Raw genomic sequence first — 16,636 nt, 5'->3', positions numbered from 1 at the left:
ATCCGTCGTCAGGCCTGGCTCGTGTTCCGGCTGTGGTTGTCGCCTGTCGCTGCACCCTCGTCACCGCAGGTCCGTGTCATCCCCGCGCGCCGCGTAGGAAGGTCCTCCGGCGGGTCGGCCCGCTCCGCTGCGCCAGCCGTCGATGCGGCCGTGGCACGGCGGAGGTGGTCCAGGGATCGGGCGGCTACCGCCGGTGCGGCGTGGGAGTGGCGGGGCAGCTCGACCGCGACCAGGCCCCGGTAGTCGACCTCGCGCAGGGCGGCCAGCACCGGCGGGAAGTCGATCTCACCCTGGCCGAACTCCAGGTGCTCGTGCACCCCCCGGCGCATGTCGTCGATCTGCACGTTGACCAGGTGCGCGCCGACCTCGCGGACGCAGTCGGGCACGGGCAGCGACTCCAGGCAGCGACAGTGTCCGATGTCCAGGGTGATGCCCAGGCAGGCCGGTGCGCCCAGATCCGCGTACAGCCGACGCCAGTCGGCGATGTCCTCGACCAGCATGCCCGGCTCGGGCTCGAACCCCAGCGTCACCCCGGCCCGGTCGGCCGCCTCGACCACCCTGGTGCAGCCGGCCAGCAGCCGGTCCCAGGCCAGGGTCGGCGGGACTGCTTCGGGGCGTACCCCGGCCCAGAAGGAGACCGCCTCGGCTCCCAGGTCGGCGCCGATGGTCACCGCGCGGCGCAGGAACTCCACCCGCAGCGCGGCGTCGTCGTGCAGCAGGGTCGGGGCGTGCTTGTGCCACCGGTCCAGCAGGTAGCGCGCCCCGGTCTCGATCACCACGGCGAGGCCGAGTTCGGACAGTCGACGTCGGACGGCATCCACCCGCCGGGCCAGTTCCGGGGCGAAGGGGTCGAGGTGGTCGTGGTCCAGGGTCAGCGCCACCCCTACGTAACCCAGGTCGGCGATGACCGCCAGGGCGTCGTCGAGCCGGTGGTTGGCGAAGCCGTTCGTGCCGTACCCGAAGCGCAGGCCGTCGGAAGCGCCGGAGGCGGGTGCGGTCATGTCGGGGAGACCTTCCGGGCCAGCCGTCGGCCCAGCGGCGCCGCCGCCGCCACGGCCACCCCGAGCAGACCGGCTCCGGCCCGGGCGGTCAGGGCGCCCTGCAGGGCGGGCAGGCTGGTGATGCCGGCACCGACGGCCCGGCGCACCCGACCGGCGGTGGGTTCGGCGACCACCCGGGCCTGCGCGGCGCCGTAGCGGGCGGCGTACCACCCGGCGAGGACGGCCGGCAGCGCCGCAGCGACGGCCCCGACCGCACGGCGGCCGGCACCGAAGCGCTCGCCGCAGTGGCCGTGCGCCCGCGCAGCGGGGTCTGCGGAACGCGGGCCGGGCGGTACCGCAGCGCTCGCCGCGACCAGGGCGGTGCCGGCCAGGGTACGCAGCGGCAGCGCCCGGTCAGCACCGTCGACCTCGCGGCGGGACAGGGCGGTGACCGTCCAGGTGTGTGCGGCCACGGTCACCGCCGCCGGCAGGGCCCGGACCGGACGGCCACCGGCGGCACCCAGCAACACGTCCAGCCCTCGGCAGGCGGCCATCACGGCGGGACCGGCGGCGGTGTTCTTGGCGAGCAGGTCGTACCCCCAGATGGTGGCGGCCAGGGGTACGGCGACCGCGGCGGCGCGACGTCCCCCGGCGGCGGCGGCGAGCCCGACGCCCGCGGCGGTCAGACCGGCGGCCAGGCCGACCGCCAGGCCGGGACTGACCCGTCCGCTGGGGATGGGGCGCTCCGGGCGTTCGGTCGCGTCCAACCCCCGGTCGGCCCAGTCGTTGGCGGCCATGCCGGCCCAGTAGAGCAGCACCGAGGCGGTCGCCAGAGCGGGCGTACGCGGCCCCAGTGCACCGGCCGCGGCGGCACCGGCGACCACGTCCCCGGGCACCGAGAGGGCGGCCGGGGCCCGGACCAGTTCCAGCAGGTCAGCCACGCGGGTCATCGGGTGCCTCCGGAGTGCAGTCCTCGGGCGAACTCACACAGCCGGGTCCACTGGTCGGCCAGGGAGTGGGTGCCCTCGCCGAGGGGGTCCTTGAAGAAGAAGGCCAACTCGGTCAGGGGCCCGGTACGCCCGGCGGCGTGCGCGGCGGCGGTGAGCCGGGCCAGGTCGAGCACGAGGGGGGCGGCCAACGCCGAGTCACAGCCGTGCCAGGTGAACTCCAGCCGCATACCGGTGCCCAGGAACCCGGCGAAGGTGATCAGATCCCAGGCGGTCTTGAAGTCGCCCAACTCCTCGACGTAGTCGATGCGGGTCTCCCCCTGCGGCAGGTAGCCCAGGGTCTCGCCGAGCACCCGCTGCTTGCTGCGTACCTTGGCGGCGTTGGCGGCCGGGTCGGCCAGGGTGGCCCCGTCTCCCCCGCCCAGCAGGTTGACCCCGGACCAGGAGCGCACCTGCAGGTTGCGCATCGCGAACATCGGGGCCAGTACGGACTTGAGCAGGGTCTCCCCGGTCTTGCCGTCATGCCCGGCGTACGGCACCCGGTGCTGTTCGGCCAACGCGCCCAGCCCGGGCAGCCGCAACCCGGTCGACGGGGTGAAGTCGACATACGGGCAGCCGGCCCTCACGGCCGCGTACCCGTACAGCGAGCTGGGCGGCAGCACCTCCTCGGGGCCGGTCAGGGCGACCCCGAGGGCGGCCGGGTCGGCGTGGGCGGGGTGCGACTCGGGGGCCGGTTCGGTGGCGGCCACGTTGATCACCACTACCCGGGCCAGCCGGTGCCGGTCGCGGAACTCGGTGAGGTCGCGGACCATCGCGGCGGCCCGGTCGGCCTGGCTGCCCTCGGTGGGGGCGGGCCGCAACTCCTGCTCGACCGCGGCTAGTTCCTCCGGCAGGGCGGCGACCAGGCGGGCGGGCAGCACCCCGGCCGCGGCCAGGGTCTCGGCCCGCTTGGCCAGCGGGGTGGCGACCACGTCGTGTCCGCCGAAGACCAGGTCGGAGAAGGCCGGCAGGGCGGGGCCGCCCACCGCGGGCAGTTCGGTGACGCACCCGGTCGGGGCGGTCAGCCCGGCCCGCAGCGCGAGCGCCCCCACGATGCTGGTGGTCGCGACCGAGCCGCGCGCACCCACCAGCCAGACACCCGTACGCATGGTGCTCCTTCCCGGTCGTTGCACCGTGTGTTGCGCCCCGTCCGCCGTCCGCTCCGGTGCGTATCACCGGCCGGCGCCGACGTCGGCGGCGTCACCACCGGTCCGGCGACGCGGAGCGGTACGGACGGACGGGGCTGGCAGGCGGCGGCGGTCGGCGTCTCGCCGCTGCCTACCTGCATCCGGCCGGTACCCATGGCAAAGGCGACCAGCCGGACGACGAGGTGAGAAATCCTGGGTGGGAGCCCCGGGGGTTCCTGGGGCTCGTCGGGGATGGATGGTCGGGCGGCGGCCCTCCGGTGCGGCCGGGGAATCCCGGTCCGGCCGCTCCGGAGGAACCGCATTGCTCGTGCCACCGAGCCGGGTGGCCCGTCGGCACGATCTCCGGTACCCGACCCGTTCCGGCCGCGGGGCGCAACCGCGGACGGCCCTCGCCGGTCGGGTACCGAAGGTGGCTCTAGACGGTGGCCGTCGCCAACGTCGGCTCCACGGTGGTCCACGCCGAGCCTGCCTCGGCCGACCGGACCACCGCGTCCAGCACCAGTTGCACCTGCAACGCCTCGACGAAGGACGGACTGGGGTCGGCCCCGGTCGCCACCGCCTCGATGAAGTCGCGCATCTGGTGGGTGAAGGAGTGCTCGTACCCGATGATGTGCCCCGGCGGCCACCAGGCCGACAGGTACGGGTGCTCGCCCTCGGTCACCAGGATCCGGCTGAAGCCCTGCTCGGCGGCGGGTCGCGTCGCGTCGTAGTACTCCAGCTCGTTGAGTCGTTCCAGGTCGAAGGCGACCGTGCCGAGCGACCCGTTGATCTCCACCCGGAGCGCGTTCTTGCGTCCGGTGGCGAACCGGGTCGCCTCGTAGGTGGCCAGCGCCCCGCCGTCCAGGCGGGCTACGAAGATCGCCGCGTCGTCGACGGTGACCGGTCCGGTGGCGGCGCTGCCGCCGTCGGTCTGGGCCGCCAACCCGCTGGACTCGCTCGGCAGCGGCCGTTCCTTGACGAAGGTCTCCGTCACCGCGCTGACCCCGGCGATCTGCTGGCCGGTGACGTACTGGGTGAGGTCGATGATGTGTGCCCCGATGTCACCCAGCGCGCCGGAGCCGGACACCTCCTTACGCAGCCGCCAGACCAGCGGGAACTGCGGGTCCACGATCCAGTCCTGCAGGTAGCTGGCCCGCACGTGCCGGATCTCGCCGAGCCGCCCCTCGGCGACCAGCTGACGCATCAGCGCCACCGCGGGCACCCGCCGGTAGTTGAACCCGCACATCGAGCGTGCCCCGCCGGCCCGGGCGGTGGCCGCCGCAGCGGCCATCTCCTGGGCCTCGGCGACCGTGTTGGCCAGCGGCTTCTCGCACAGTACGTGCTTGCCGGCGGCCAGCGCGGCCAGGGCGATCTCGGCGTGGCTGTCACCCGGTGTGCAGATGTCCACCACGTCGATGTCCGGTCGGGCCACCAGCTCCCGCCAGTCCGTGGTGTGCTCCTCCCAGCCGAGCCGGTCGGCGGCCTCGGCCACCTTCCCGGCGTCCCGGCCGCAGATGAGCGCCATCCGGGCCCGCGCCGGCAGGTCGAACACCCGGTTCACGGTGCGCCACGCCTGTGAGTGGGCGGCGCCCATGAACGCGTAGCCGACCATGCCGACCCGCAGTTCTTTGTCGTTCGTGGACAAGGTTGGGTCTCCCCCCGGTCGTGTCAGAACCCGAGCTTGAGGTAGTTGCTCGCGTTCTCCTTGGTGATCGTTTCGGAGGCGAGGATGATCTCCTTGGGCACCTGGAGCTCCACCAGGTCGGACATGCCCCGGTCCTGGCCGATCAGGCGAGCCAGCGAGATGGCCGAGGAGGCCATCGACGGGCTGTAGGTCACCGTGGCCTTGAGCACGGTGTTGTCGGCCTGGATGTCCTCCATCGCCTTCTTCGAGCCGGCGCCGCCGACCATGAAGAACTCGGTGCGGTTGGCCTGGCTGATCGCCGCCAGGACACCGATGCCCTGGTCGTCGTCGTGGTTCCAGATCGCGTCGATCTTCGGCAGGGCCTGGAGCAGCTGGCTCGCCTCACGCTGCCCGGAGTCCACCGTGAACTCGGCCGCCCGGCGGTTGGCCACCTTGAAACCGTGCTGGGCCAGGGTGTCGTTGAAGCCCTGGGTGCGCTCCTGGGTCAGCTCCAGCGAGTCGATGCCGGCGATCTCGGCGATCACCGGGTTGCTGATGCCCTTGGCCTTGAGCTGCTCGACGATGAAGTTGGCGGCGGAGACGCCCATGCCGTAGTTGTCGCCCTTGATCTGCAACCGGTACGCCTTGGCGTCCGGGAAGGCCCGGTCCAGGTTGACCACCGGGATACCGGCCTGCATGGCGGCCAGGCCGAAGGAGTTCAGCTCCTTGCCGTCGTGCGGCAGCAACACGATCACGTCCGGCTTCTGCGAGATCAACGTGTCCAGCGCCGCCCGCTGGGCCGCTGCGTCCGCGCCCGCCTCGACCGTCTTGAACTCCACATCGGAGTACGCCGCCGCCTGCGACTTGGCGTTGTTGGTGATCGCCGCGATCCAGCCGTGGTCGGCGGCCGGGGCGGAGAAGCCGATGGTCACCTTCTTGCCGGGCTCGGCGTTGCCGCCGCCCTCGGCCGCCTTGGTCTGGGCCTCGGTCGGGGTGGCCTGCTCGTTGCTGGTGCAGCCGGCCAGCAGTACGCCGGCTCCGACGGCCGCCCCGCCGAATAGCAGCCGGCGGCGACTGTGCTGGGTCATCACGACCTCCTGGTTATCTGTGGTGGAGAGGGATTTGGGGTGTGCGGGGCCCGGCCACCGTCGATGCGCCGGCGGCCTGGGGGGTATGTGGTGATCAGCCGGTGGTCAGCCGGTTGTTGCGACGGAAGAACTGGGACAGGCTGCCGAACTGGATCTGCTGGATCAGGACGGCGGCCACGATGATGCCGCCCTTGACCATGTTCTGGGCCTCGGTGGAAAGCCCGTTGATGGCGAACAGGTTGGTGATGGTGGCGAAGATGATCACACCGAGCAGGGAACCGACGATGGTGCCCCGCCCGCCGCTGAGCAGCGTGCCACCGATGATCACGGCGGCGATCGCGTCCAGCTCGTAGAGGTTGGCCATCGCCGCCTGGGCCGAGGTGGCCTGGGCGGTGAGCATGATGGCGGCGATGCCGCAGCACAGTCCGGACAGCACGTACAGCAGCAGGGTGTGCCGCTTGACGTCGATGCCGGCCAGTCGGGCGGCCTCCGGGTTGCCGCCCACGGCGACCGTACGCCGACCGAAGGTGGTGCGGTTGAGCAGCACCCAGCCCGCGATGACCACCCCGGCCAGGATGTAGACCAGCAGCGGAATGCCGAGCAGGCTGTTGCTGGCGATGCCGTTGATGGTGCTGTTCTGCGAGATCTGGGTCTGCTTGTCGGAGATCTCGGCGGCCAGTCCCCGGGCCGCCACCAGCATGGCCAGGGTGGCGATGAAGGGCACCAGTCGCCCGTACGCGATGAGGACCCCGTTGACCAGGCCGACCCCCATCCCCACGACGACCGCAGTGAAGATCATGCCGCCGGCGCCGAAGTTCTGGGTGGCGACCGTGGTGCACCAGACCCCGGCCAGCGCGACGATCGCGCCGACGGAGAGGTCGATGCCGCCGCCGATGATGACGAAGGTCATCCCGACGGTGACCACCCCGACCACCGAGGCCAGCTTGAGGATGCTGAGCATGTTCGCCCAGACCCAGTCCGGGTTGGAGTACAGGTCGGAGCGGGTAGCCGCACCGATCACGAACAGGATCAGCAGCACCCCGATCAGGGCCAGGTTGCGCCGTGCCCCGTCCCCGCCGTCGCCGTGCCACCAGGAGATCCGGCCGGTCGATGCCCGATGGCCGGCCGCCTCCGTCTCGGCCCGGTCCACCGGCGGCGACTGCGCCGGCAACTTGGTCGTGGGCGGACTGTCACTCATGCCAGCGCTCCGCTTCGCTCCGCGCCGCCATGAGGCATGTGCACGCTGTATCGATGATTCGCTCGCTGACGCTCGCTCATGCCGCTGCGCCTTCCATCAGGGACCCCGACATCACGAGGTCGAGGACGGTGGATTCGTCGAGTTCGGCGGCGGGAGCGGTACGCACGACCCGCCCCTCCCGCATCACCAGCACCCGGTCGGCCAGGCCGAGCACCTCGGGTACCTCGCTGGAGACCAGCAGCACCCCGACGCCCTGCGCGGCGAGTTCCCGGATCACCTGGTACAGCTCGGCTCGGGCGCCCACGTCCACGCCCCGGGTGGGTTCGTCCAGCAGCAACAGCCGGGTGCCGCCGAGCAGCCAGCGCCCGACCACCACCTTCTGCTGGTTGCCACCGGACAGGGTCCGTACCGGCCTACCCACGTCCCGCGGCCGCATCTCCAGGCTCTCGGCGATCCGGTCGGCCTCAGCCCGCTCCTTGCCGACGTCGGTGAAGCCGAGCCGGGCGTAGCGGGCGAAGGTGGCCAGGGTGACGTTGCGGTAGATCGGTTCGCCGAGCAGCAGGGCCTGGCTCTTGCGCTCCTCCGGGGCCATGCCCAGACCGGCCCGTACGGCGGCACCGACACTGCCGGGCCGCAGGGTCTTGCCGGACATCCGGACGGTGCCCGACTCGGCGCGACGGGCCCCGTAGATGGTCTCCAGCACCTCGGAGCGACCGGAACCGACCAGCCCGGCGATGCCGACGATCTCGCCGGCCGCGACCGTCAGGGAGACGTCGGCGAACTCGCCGGAGCGGGTCAGCCCCTGCACCTCCAGCAGGGTCTGGCCGACCCTGGTGCCGGCGGCGCGCTCCGGGAAGACGTACTCGATGGTGCGGCCGGTCATCCGGGAGACCAGGTCACGGGTGGGGGTGTCGCGGGCGGGCAGGTTCGCCGCGGTGGTCCGGCCGTCCTTGAGGACGGTGACCCGGTCCCCGATCTCGCGGATCTCCTCCAGCCGGTGGGAGATGTAGATGACCGCGATGCCCTGGGCGGTCAACTCGCGGATGATCCGGAACAGGTTGTCCACCTCGTCGTGGGCGAGCACCGCGCTCGGCTCGTCCATGATGATCAGTCGGGCCTCGTGGGAGAGGGCGCGGGCCATGCTGACCACCTGCTTACCGGCCGCCGGCAGCGCCCGGACCATCCGCCCGGGCGGGATCTCGGCGTGCCCGAGCCGACCGAGGATCTGTCGGGTACGGCGGGCCATGTGACCCCGGCGGATGAAGCCGAAGCTGCGCGGCTCGTGGCCGAGGAAGGCGTTCTCGGCGACCGAGAGGTCCTCGACCAGGTCGAGTTCCTGGTAGATGGTCGCGATGCCGGCGCGCATGGCGGCCTGGGGGTTGGCGAAGCCGACCGGCCGGCCACGCCATTCGACCAGCCCCGAGTCGGGCCGGTGCACCCCGGCCAGCACCTTGATCAGGGTGGACTTGCCGGCACCGTTCTGCCCCAGCAGGCAGTGCACCTCGCCCGCGCGGACCTCCAACTGCACCCCGTCCAGGGCGCGTACCCCGGGGAAGGTCTTCACCACGTCGGACAGTCGCAGCACCACCTCACCGGCGACGGTGTCGGCGGGCGCCTCGACCAGGGGATGTCCGGTTTCACTCATGCCGGTGCTCCACTCCACGTTGACTGTCGGCGGTTCACGTCGCCTCCCCGAAGGCCAGGTCGCTGGCGAGTACGGCGGCACCGGCGACCCCGGCCCGCGGACCCAGTTCGGAGAGCACCACCGGGAGGTTGCCGGTGGCCAGCGGCAGCGAGCGGCGGTAGACCACGCTGCGGATCTCGGCGAGCAGCACATGCCCGAGGTGGGCCAGACCGCCACCGATCACGATCATCGAGGGGTTGGTGAAGCTGACCAGCCCGGCCAGCACCCCACCCACCCGCCGGCCGCCCTCGCGGATGAGCTGGATGCAGGTGACGTCCCCCTCGACCGCACCGGCGGCGACGTCCAGGGCGGTGACCGTGCCGTTGGCGCTGAGCCGTTCGGCCAGGGCGGGCGAGGCACCGGTACGCGCCGCGGCGGTGGCGTCCTTGGCCAACGCCGCCCCGCTGAACAGCGCCTCCAGGCAGCCGGCGTTGCCGCACGAGCAGATCGGCCCGTGCGGGTCCACCTGGATGTGGCCGATGTCCCCGGCGCAACCGTCCGTGCCCCGGTAGACCTCGCCGCTGAGGTAGATCCCGCAGCCGATGCCGGTGCCGATCTTGACGAACAGGAAGTCGTCGACGGAGTGGGCGACCCCGCCGTGCCGCTCCCCGATCGCCATGATGTTGACGTCGTTGTCGACCACGGCGGGGCAGCCGTGCTCGCGGGTGAGCAGCTCACGGACGGGGAAGCGGTCCCAGCCGGGCATGATCGGCGGGGACACCGGCACCCCGTCGCGGAAGCTGACCGGGCCGGGTACCCCGATGCCGACCGCGTCGAGCCGGTCATAGGCGCCGTCCACCCGGGCCTTGTGCAGCAGTTCGTTGACCCGCTGGAGGGTGACCTTGGGCCCGGTCCGGATGTCGGCCGCCTCCGCGTACGCGGCCACCGGTTCGAGGCGGCCGTTGACGACCTCGACGTCGATGGAGCTGGCCCCCAGGTCCACCGCGGCGAAACGCAGGTGGGGACTGAGTTCGACCAGGGTGGAGCGTCGTCCGCCTCGGGAGGCGGCCTTGCCGGCCTCCGCGACGAACCCCAGGGCGACCAGTCGTTCCAGCTCGGCGAGGAGCCGGGGGCGGGGCATCTGCAGCCGGTCGGCGAGCTCGGCGCGCGACAGCGCTCCCTCGTTACGGAGCAGCCGCAGCAGCCGTACGTGCAGGGGGTCGGCGGTATGCACGGCTCACCTCTCCACCGGACTAGTTCACGTCGATGAAATATCGATGCGTGGTGCCCGACACAGTAGGAGCCGTCGATGCGCGGTGTCCAGACCTTAGAGCGAATCTGGACCAACTTTTGTTGGATCTAGCAAAAGCTGGCGCCGCCGCCCGCCCATCCCCTTTCCGCAGGTCAGAACAACTTCGGAGGGTGATCCTTCGAGCGCAGTTTGCGATCATCACGCAGCTCGATGTACGGCTCCCGATCGACCGGCCGCAGACCCCCGGCGATCGCCCGACTCCGGGCCAACTCGGCGTCGAACTCCGCACCGAGCAGAATCGCCACGTTGCTCAACCACAACCAGACCAGGAAGATGATCACTCCGGCCAGGGCGCCGTAGGTCTTGTTGTACGAGCCGAAGTTCGCCACATAGACCGCGAAGGCCCCGGAGACCAGCAGCCAGAGCAGCACCGCCAGCACGCCACCCGGGCTGACCCACCGGAACCCGCCCTGCCGGGCGTTCGGCGTAGCCCAGTACAGAATGGCGAACATCAGGCTGACCAGCACCAACAGCACCGGCCACTTGACCAGATCCCAGACCGTCACGGCGGTACGCCCCACCCCGAGCGCCGACCCGACATGCTCGGCGATCCGGCCGGTGAAGACCACGATCACCGCGCTGGTCAGCAACAGCGCACCGATCACCGCGGTCACCGCCACCCGGATCGGCAGGGTCTTCCAGATCGGCCGCCCCTCCGGCACGTCGTAGATCGCGTTGGCGGCCCGCATGAAGGCGGCGACGTAGCCGGAGGCCGACCAGAAGGCCGCCAGCAGACCGACGATCGCCGCCAGCCCAGCCAGTCCGCCGCTGCCCTGCGCCTGGTCGATGGCCGCGTCGATGATCTGGCGGATGTTCTGCTCCGGCACCGCCTCGTCCACGGTGTCCCGCACCCCCTCGGTGGCCGAGGGGCCGAGCAGGCCGAGCAGGCCGAGCAACGAGACCAGCACCAACAGGCCGGGGAAGATCGACAACACCCCGTAGTAGGTGAGGGCCGCCGCCCAGTCGCCCAGCCGGTCGTCGCTGAACTCCCGCACCGTCCGGCGCAGCGCCGCCACCCACTCCCGCCACGACAGGTGCGTCGGCTTGCGCGGCTCCTCCCGCCCCACCCCAGCATCCCCGCCGTACGCCCGACTCCCGCCGTTGCCGTCGGACCGGGCGGCCTGGTCGCGCGGCCGGGTCTCGGTGTTGCCGTCGGACCGGGCGTCCTGGTCGTCGTCGGGCCGGGCAGGCTCGGGGTTGGCCGGCTGCGCGGAGCCGCGCCCGTCCCGGCTGGATGAATTCTCGGAGGCCATCGCCCCTCCCTCGACTCGGTCGCCGACGACGACATGCCCGGCCACCGCCCCCGCCTAACCTCCCATCGAAACCCCCAACCCCCCACCCACAATCCACATCGACCAGCGACAATCTCTAGCGATCTCCGTGAATCTTGGACAGTTGGCGCTCGGCGCTATCGAAAACTGTCCAAGATTCAGTCGTCGGGTCGCCATTCGGCGGCCAGCAGGGCACGGCGTACGGTGTCGGCGACCTGGTCCGGGTGGGCCCGGACCTGCCAGGCGGGAAAGCGAAGGATGCGGTCCCCGGTGGTCCAGATATCGTTCTGGCGCTGCATGTCCGCAGCCCAATGGCGGACGTCCAGATGATGTGCACCGTCGATTTCCACATGCACCCGCCACTGCCGCCAGTACGCATCCAACCAGCGGATCCGACCGGCCGCGTCGGTACGCCGCTGCTGTAGTTCGGGCTCAGGCAACCCGGCCCGGCGGCATAGTCGAATAAAATCGATCTCACTGAGAGCCTGGGCGCCACCGGCGACATCGTCGATGGTCTGCCGGATCAACAGCCGTCGGGGCGCCCGGGGCAACACATCGAGTACGGCCGCCAACTCCTCGGGCAGCACCCGCCGCTGCTGACAGCCGGCCGCGATGATCTCCTGCGCCTGCCGGGTGGAGGACGCCCAGCCAGCCGCATCGACCAACGCCCGGGCCGTGGTGGTCCGGGGCGGACGACCGACCTGAAGGTGCTCGGCGGGCAACACCGCCGTCCGATGTACCACCACGGCGGCCATGTCGATCGGCATCCGGCGCAGGGTCGTACGCGCCGCCCGACGGGCCGCCGGCACCAGCACATGCACGGGTTCCAGCCGCAGCCCACGTACCCCGGCTTCGATGGCCGCCGCGGCTCCCGCGAGGACCGCACCCCGCCCGGCCGCGAGGACGGCCACCCACAGTTGCTGGTCCCTGGTCAACCGCCCGTTACCGGCCAACAGCAGCCCTCGGCTGAGAGAACGCCACCGCCCGGAGCGCACCAGCCCTCGTACGGCACCCTCGGAGAGCACCGTGCGGGCCTGTGCGAAGGTGAGCACCCCGGCCTGCTCGAAAGCCAGCCACTCCAGCGCCCCAGCGCGCTCGTCGGGAACAATCATCCGCCCACAGTGGCCCCCGGCACCTCACCCAACCACCAGATCTTGGACACTTGCCGTTATTCCGTAACGACAACTGTCCAAGATTCACTAGCTCTAGCTCAATCGGGCAGCGCGGCGAGGCTACAAGGGCTCGGAGATTTGTGCGACGAACGTCTGCCAGGACTTCGGCGTGAAGGCCAGCACCGGCCCGGTCGGGTCCTTGGAGTCGCGTACGGCCACCACGCCGGGCAGGTTGTCAGCCACCTCCACGCAGGCGCCGCCGCCGCCGTTGCTGCGGGTGCTCTTGCGCCACCGGGCGCCGGTCAGATCCATGTCTCCGCCACTTCCGCTATCAGGTCGAGGGACTGCTGCTGCGATAGTGCCTCACCCCGGATCGCCTCCCAAATCTCGACCATCTGCCGCACGAACTCGGAACGGTCGAGGACTTGCGCATGACGCTGCCCCTCCAGGTAGACCACATCATCGCCTTGTGGGTAGGTAGCGATCACGAAGGGTCCGTCGAGCCCCGGGTAGGCTCCGGCCGACAGCGGCACCACCTGAATTCGGAGCCGAGGCATCGTCGATCCGAGCTTCACCATGTGCCGCAACTGCTCGCGCATCACCTCCGGCTCGCCGATCCGGCGACGCAGAACGTACTCGTCGATGACCGCCGTGAGCAGGGGCGGACGGTCTCGGGTAAGCACCGTCTGACGGTCCAGCCGGGTCGTCAACTGCTGCTCGATCTCATCCGACGCGAACAACCCGGCGCCGTCCAGGATGGCACGGGCATAGCCCTCGGTCTGCAACAAGCCGGGCACGTACAACGGCTCGAACCAGCGTAGGGCGGTGGCTTCGGCCTCGATGCCGGGCCAGTCGCGGAACCAGGGCACCACGGTTTCGCGGCTGATGCGGCGTTGGATGCGCTCGTACCGGCCGTCCGCGCCGAACACCGTGTCGCAGCGGCGGGCGAAGTCGAGGCTGGGCCGCCGCTCACCCGTCTCCACCTTGGCGACCAGGGCGGGCGAATAGCTCAGCGCCTCGGCAAGGGCGCTCTGCGACATGCCGGTGACCGTGCGAGCCAGCCGAAGTTCCTCCGCGAAGTGCTCCAACATGGACGAGCGTTCCACGGACAGCCTCCGTACACCTTCGTACCGCCTGGAAACCGGCTTGGACGCCCTGGTCGTCACCGTGCCGGGCCTCCCACGGTAGTCGCATCCTCACCAGACTGTCACGCAGCGGGACCGCTCACGGGATCGGACGGCGGGCGGAACCAGGCCGGGGCGCCGGTACACCGACCATCGGCCCGGCGCCCCTTTTCCACCTCGACGGAGGCTCCATGCGACTCAAGTTCTGGCAATGCCGACTCTCGACGGCGTCCACGCTTCCCCGACGCATCCGCAACAGCCGTCACCTACCGCCCGCGCCATGGTCCACACCGCCCCACCGGCCTCCGCTGGCCACGCCGGACACCCCCGCCAGCCAGCCACCGTCACCGGGCATGCCGTCCGAAACCGTCGAGCGACCGGCGTGGGCGACCGCGCCGACGGAGGTGTTCCCCCTCAACGGACCCGGACGGCCGGGGTGGCTCACCCGGGCGCAGGAGTGGCGGGCCAACGGAGGCCGCTACCTGCCATCACCGCGAAAGACCACGGAGAGTAAGGCTGATGCCCCGCTACCGGCCGCACATCGCGGCGCGGCCGTCCTGGCGATGTCGGGTGTGCGGTGCGGCGTGGCCGTGTTCCCCCGCTCGGTTGGCGTTGCTCGGCGAGTACCGGGAGAACCGCACCGGTCTGCTGATCTACCTGGGCACGATGATGTACGACGCGACCGACGACCTGCACGGCCAACTTCCGCCGCAGGTCCTGGCCGACCGCTTCCTCACCTGGGCCCGCCCCCGCTGACCCCGCCGCCCGACAAGCGGCCTGCTCAGAGGTCCTGAGGGGTGGTCGCGGCGCGGGCCGCGGCGACCAGTTGGTCGGTCTCCGCGATCACCGCCTCGTCGTCGTGGGGGGTGCCGGGGTCGTAGTGGACCATCCAGGTCAGACCATCCACCCCGGGCACCCGCCGACCGACGATCCGGCCGGCACCGCCGGGCAGGGCGTAGTGCTGGGTGTACGCCACCGACTTGGTGACCCGGGTGCGTACCTGGTGCGGCAGCTCGCCCGGGTCTAGCAGCAGGTAGCGTTCCGCCGGACGGTCGGCGATCACCAGGTAACCCTCCCGCTCGGCGACCTGCTCACCGCAGGTGACGGTGAGTTCCCGGCCCGACCAGGCCGCCTTGACGATGTCGTGCCAGCCGATCCGGTGCCCGCGTCCGGGCAGCCACAGCCCCAGGTTGCTGGCCACGACCACCCCGTCGCCTTCGCCGTTGCCGACGGAGGCCCAGGCCAGCACCCGCTCGTCACGCTCCAGGGGTGGCCGGGCGGTGGACGGCAACTTGGGCCGACGCCGGAACAGTCTGATCATCACAATCCTCCCGCCGCCTGCTCACGCAGGGCCCGGGCGTGCTGCTCCAGTGAGAGCAGCTCACCGAAGGTGGCGAAGTACTCGTCCTTGTTGCTGACCGGGTTGATCCGCTGGATCCGGGACTTCAACTCCCGGATCCGGGCGGTGACCGAGCCCCACTGCAGGCGGGCCATGGTGATCGAAACGTACCTCGGGTCGGGCTCGCCGTCGATCCGCAACGGCTCCACGGCCAGCTCACCGACCAGGGCCTGGGCCGCGAGGTCCTCGCAGGCGTCGCGGACCGCCTCCACCCACACCGCGCCGCCGGTCCCGGAGGCGGCACCACCGGCCTGGGCGATGGCCGTACGCACCGCCACGTGCACCGGGTGCCGGTAGTCGGTCGCCTCGATCGCGTCGAACATCGGCCCGGCCAGCACCGGCTCCTGGAGGGCCAGTTTGAGCGCCTCCCGCTCCACCATCGACTGCGGACTGTCCACGCTCGGCTCGCTGCGCGCCGGACGCGTCGGGCCGTCCACCGGTCGACCGGCAGCCGCGGCCATGACGGCCCGCTGCACCGGCTCGATCTCCATGCCGAGGTCACCGGCGAGCTTGCGGACGTACTCCGGGCGTTTTTCCTGGTCTTTGAGCTTGGCTACCAGCGGCGCGGCCCGGCGCATGGCTTCGACCCGACCGTCGACGGTGTCCAGGTCGTACCGGCTGATCACGTGGCGCAGCGCGAAGTCGACCAGCGGCTCGCGGCGCGCGACCAAGTCGCGTACGGCCAGGTCGCCCTTTGCCAGGCGTAGGTCGCAGGGGTCCATGTTGTCGGGGCTGACCGCGATGAAGGTACGCCCGACGAAGCGCTGGTCGTCCTCGAAGGCGCGCAGGGCGGCCTTCTGCCCGGCGGCGTCCCCGTCGAAGGTGAAGATGATCTCCCCGGCCACGGCGTCGGTGTCCAGCAGCAGCCGACGCAGTACGCCGATGTGGTCGCCGCCGAAGGCGGTGCCGCAGGTCGCCACCGCGGTCGGTACCCCGGCCAGGTGGCAGGCCATCACGTCGGTGTACCCCTCGACCACCACCACCCGACCCTGCTTGGCGATCTCCCGCTTGGCCTGGTCGATGCCGTAGAGCACCTGGGACTTCTTGTAGATCGGGGTCTCGGGGGTGTTGAGGTACTTCGGTCCGTCGTCATCGTCGAACAGCTTGCGGGCACCGAAGCCGATCACATCGCCGGTCAGGTCGCGGATCGGCCAGAGCAGCCGACGCCGGAACCGGTCGATCAGGCTGCCCGAGCGGGCCGGTCGGGACAGCCCGGCGGCTACCAGTTCGTCGTGGCTGAACCCCCGCTGGCGCAGGTGTCGGGTGAGGGGGTCCCAGCCCTCGGGGGCGAATCCGCAGCCGTACCGTTCGGCGGCGGCCCGGTCGAAGCCCCGCTGGGCGAGGAACTCCCGGGCGGTACGCGCACCGGCAGTGGTCAGCTGGGTGGTGTAGAACTCCACCGCGGCGGCGTGCGCGGCGACCAGCCGCTGCCGCTGTCCCTGCTGGGGTCGCTCCCGGCGGGGGGCGGACCGGTCGTCCTCCACGTACCGCAGTTGCAGCCCGACCCGGGCGGCGAGCCGCTCCACCGCCTCCACGAAGCTCAGATGCTCGGCGTCCATCAGGAACTTGATGGCGTCGCCACCGGCACCGCAGCCGAAGCAGTACCAGACGTTGCGTGCGGGCGAGACGTTGAACGACGGACTCTTCTCGTCGTGGAAGGGGCACAACCCCTTCAGGTTGCCCGCCCCCGCCGACTTCAGGGTCACCGTGTCGGAGATCACCTCAGCGATGGAGGCCCGCTCCCGAACCAGCGCGATGTCCTCATCCCGAATCCGCCCCGCCACACCCCCA

The 16,636-nt window shown here is 71.3% G+C and carries 15 protein-coding genes; 1 reads left to right on the top strand and 14 read right to left on the bottom strand.

The genetic code is table 11. From position 1 onward, the window contains the following. Window positions 1-8 precede the first annotated feature (8 nt). From ABZ795_RS21890 to ABZ795_RS21835, 12 genes are all read right to left on the bottom strand, one after another. Window positions 9-1,001, bottom strand: a complete 993-nt coding sequence (locus tag ABZ795_RS21890; RefSeq protein WP_357531654.1) for a sugar phosphate isomerase/epimerase family protein — start codon at window positions 999-1,001, stop codon at window positions 9-11. Next, complete coding sequence (locus ABZ795_RS21885) at window positions 998-1,930, bottom strand: SCO3242 family prenyltransferase (protein WP_357531653.1); 933 nt, start codon at window positions 1,928-1,930, stop codon at window positions 998-1,000. The genes ABZ795_RS21890 and ABZ795_RS21885 overlap by 4 nt, the downstream gene beginning before the upstream one ends. Continuing rightward, entirely contained in the window at window positions 1,927-3,075 is a 1,149-nt protein-coding gene (locus tag ABZ795_RS21880) for an inositol-3-phosphate synthase (RefSeq protein WP_357531652.1), read from the bottom strand. Before ABZ795_RS21880 ends, ABZ795_RS21885 begins: the two co-directional genes overlap by 4 nt. 454 nt (window positions 3,076-3,529) lie before the next feature. After that, window positions 3,530-4,738: a Gfo/Idh/MocA family oxidoreductase gene (locus ABZ795_RS21875; protein ID WP_327024568.1), complete on the bottom strand. Its 1,209-nt coding sequence runs from the start codon at window positions 4,736-4,738 to the stop codon at window positions 3,530-3,532. Between the two features lie 23 nt (window positions 4,739-4,761). Then, window positions 4,762-5,805: a substrate-binding domain-containing protein gene (locus tag ABZ795_RS21870; protein ID WP_327024567.1), complete on the bottom strand. Its 1,044-nt coding sequence runs from the start codon at window positions 5,803-5,805 to the stop codon at window positions 4,762-4,764. 94 nt (window positions 5,806-5,899) lie between these two features. Next, on the bottom strand, window positions 5,900-7,003 hold the full coding sequence (locus tag ABZ795_RS21865) for an ABC transporter permease (RefSeq protein ID WP_357531651.1): 1,104 nt from the start codon (window positions 7,001-7,003) through the stop codon (window positions 5,900-5,902). 76 nt (window positions 7,004-7,079) lie between these two features. Continuing rightward, window positions 7,080-8,648: a sugar ABC transporter ATP-binding protein gene (locus ABZ795_RS21860; RefSeq protein ID WP_327024565.1), complete on the bottom strand. Its 1,569-nt coding sequence runs from the start codon at window positions 8,646-8,648 to the stop codon at window positions 7,080-7,082. 34 nt (window positions 8,649-8,682) lie between these two features. Continuing rightward, window positions 8,683-9,861: an ROK family transcriptional regulator gene (locus tag ABZ795_RS21855; protein WP_327024564.1), complete on the bottom strand. Its 1,179-nt coding sequence runs from the start codon at window positions 9,859-9,861 to the stop codon at window positions 8,683-8,685. Window positions 9,862-10,031: 170 nt separating this feature from the next. After that, on the bottom strand, window positions 10,032-11,192 hold the full coding sequence (locus ABZ795_RS21850; protein WP_357531650.1) for a YihY/virulence factor BrkB family protein: 1,161 nt from the start codon (window positions 11,190-11,192) through the stop codon (window positions 10,032-10,034). Window positions 11,193-11,368: 176 nt separating this feature from the next. After that, window positions 11,369-12,322, bottom strand: coding sequence for a DUF559 domain-containing protein (locus ABZ795_RS21845; protein WP_357531649.1), 954 nt, complete (start codon window positions 12,320-12,322; stop codon window positions 11,369-11,371). Between the two features lie 120 nt (window positions 12,323-12,442). Then, entirely contained in the window at window positions 12,443-12,634 is a 192-nt protein-coding gene (locus ABZ795_RS21840) for a DUF397 domain-containing protein (RefSeq protein ID WP_357531648.1), read from the bottom strand. Then, the gene (locus ABZ795_RS21835) at window positions 12,625-13,413 is read right to left on the bottom strand and encodes a helix-turn-helix transcriptional regulator (protein WP_357531674.1); all 789 of its coding nucleotides are present in this window, start codon (window positions 13,411-13,413) and stop codon (window positions 12,625-12,627) included. The genes ABZ795_RS21840 and ABZ795_RS21835 overlap by 10 nt, the downstream gene beginning before the upstream one ends. Window positions 13,414-13,965: 552 nt before the next feature. Between ABZ795_RS21835 and ABZ795_RS21830 the strand changes: the two genes are divergently transcribed. Continuing rightward, window positions 13,966-14,202, top strand: a complete 237-nt coding sequence (locus ABZ795_RS21830) for a flavin reductase (protein ID WP_357531647.1) — start codon at window positions 13,966-13,968, stop codon at window positions 14,200-14,202. 25 nt (window positions 14,203-14,227) lie between these two features. On the opposite strand, the gene ABZ795_RS21825 is transcribed toward ABZ795_RS21830, so the two are convergent. Further along, the gene (locus ABZ795_RS21825; RefSeq protein ID WP_357531673.1) at window positions 14,228-14,764 is read right to left on the bottom strand and encodes a hypothetical protein; all 537 of its coding nucleotides are present in this window, start codon (window positions 14,762-14,764) and stop codon (window positions 14,228-14,230) included. Window positions 14,765-14,766: 2 nt separating this feature from the next. After that, on the bottom strand, window positions 14,767-16,629 hold the full coding sequence (dnaG, locus tag ABZ795_RS21820) for a DNA primase (protein ID WP_357531646.1): 1,863 nt from the start codon (window positions 16,627-16,629) through the stop codon (window positions 14,767-14,769). Window positions 16,630-16,636 lie beyond the last annotated feature (7 nt).

It is taken from the genome of Micromonospora sp. NPDC047134 (assembly GCF_040643455.1).
Lineage (GTDB): Bacteria > Actinomycetota > Actinomycetes > Mycobacteriales > Micromonosporaceae > Micromonospora.
Note: the sequence above shows the minus strand (reverse complement) of the source record. Positions and strands in the feature narration are given on the sequence as shown.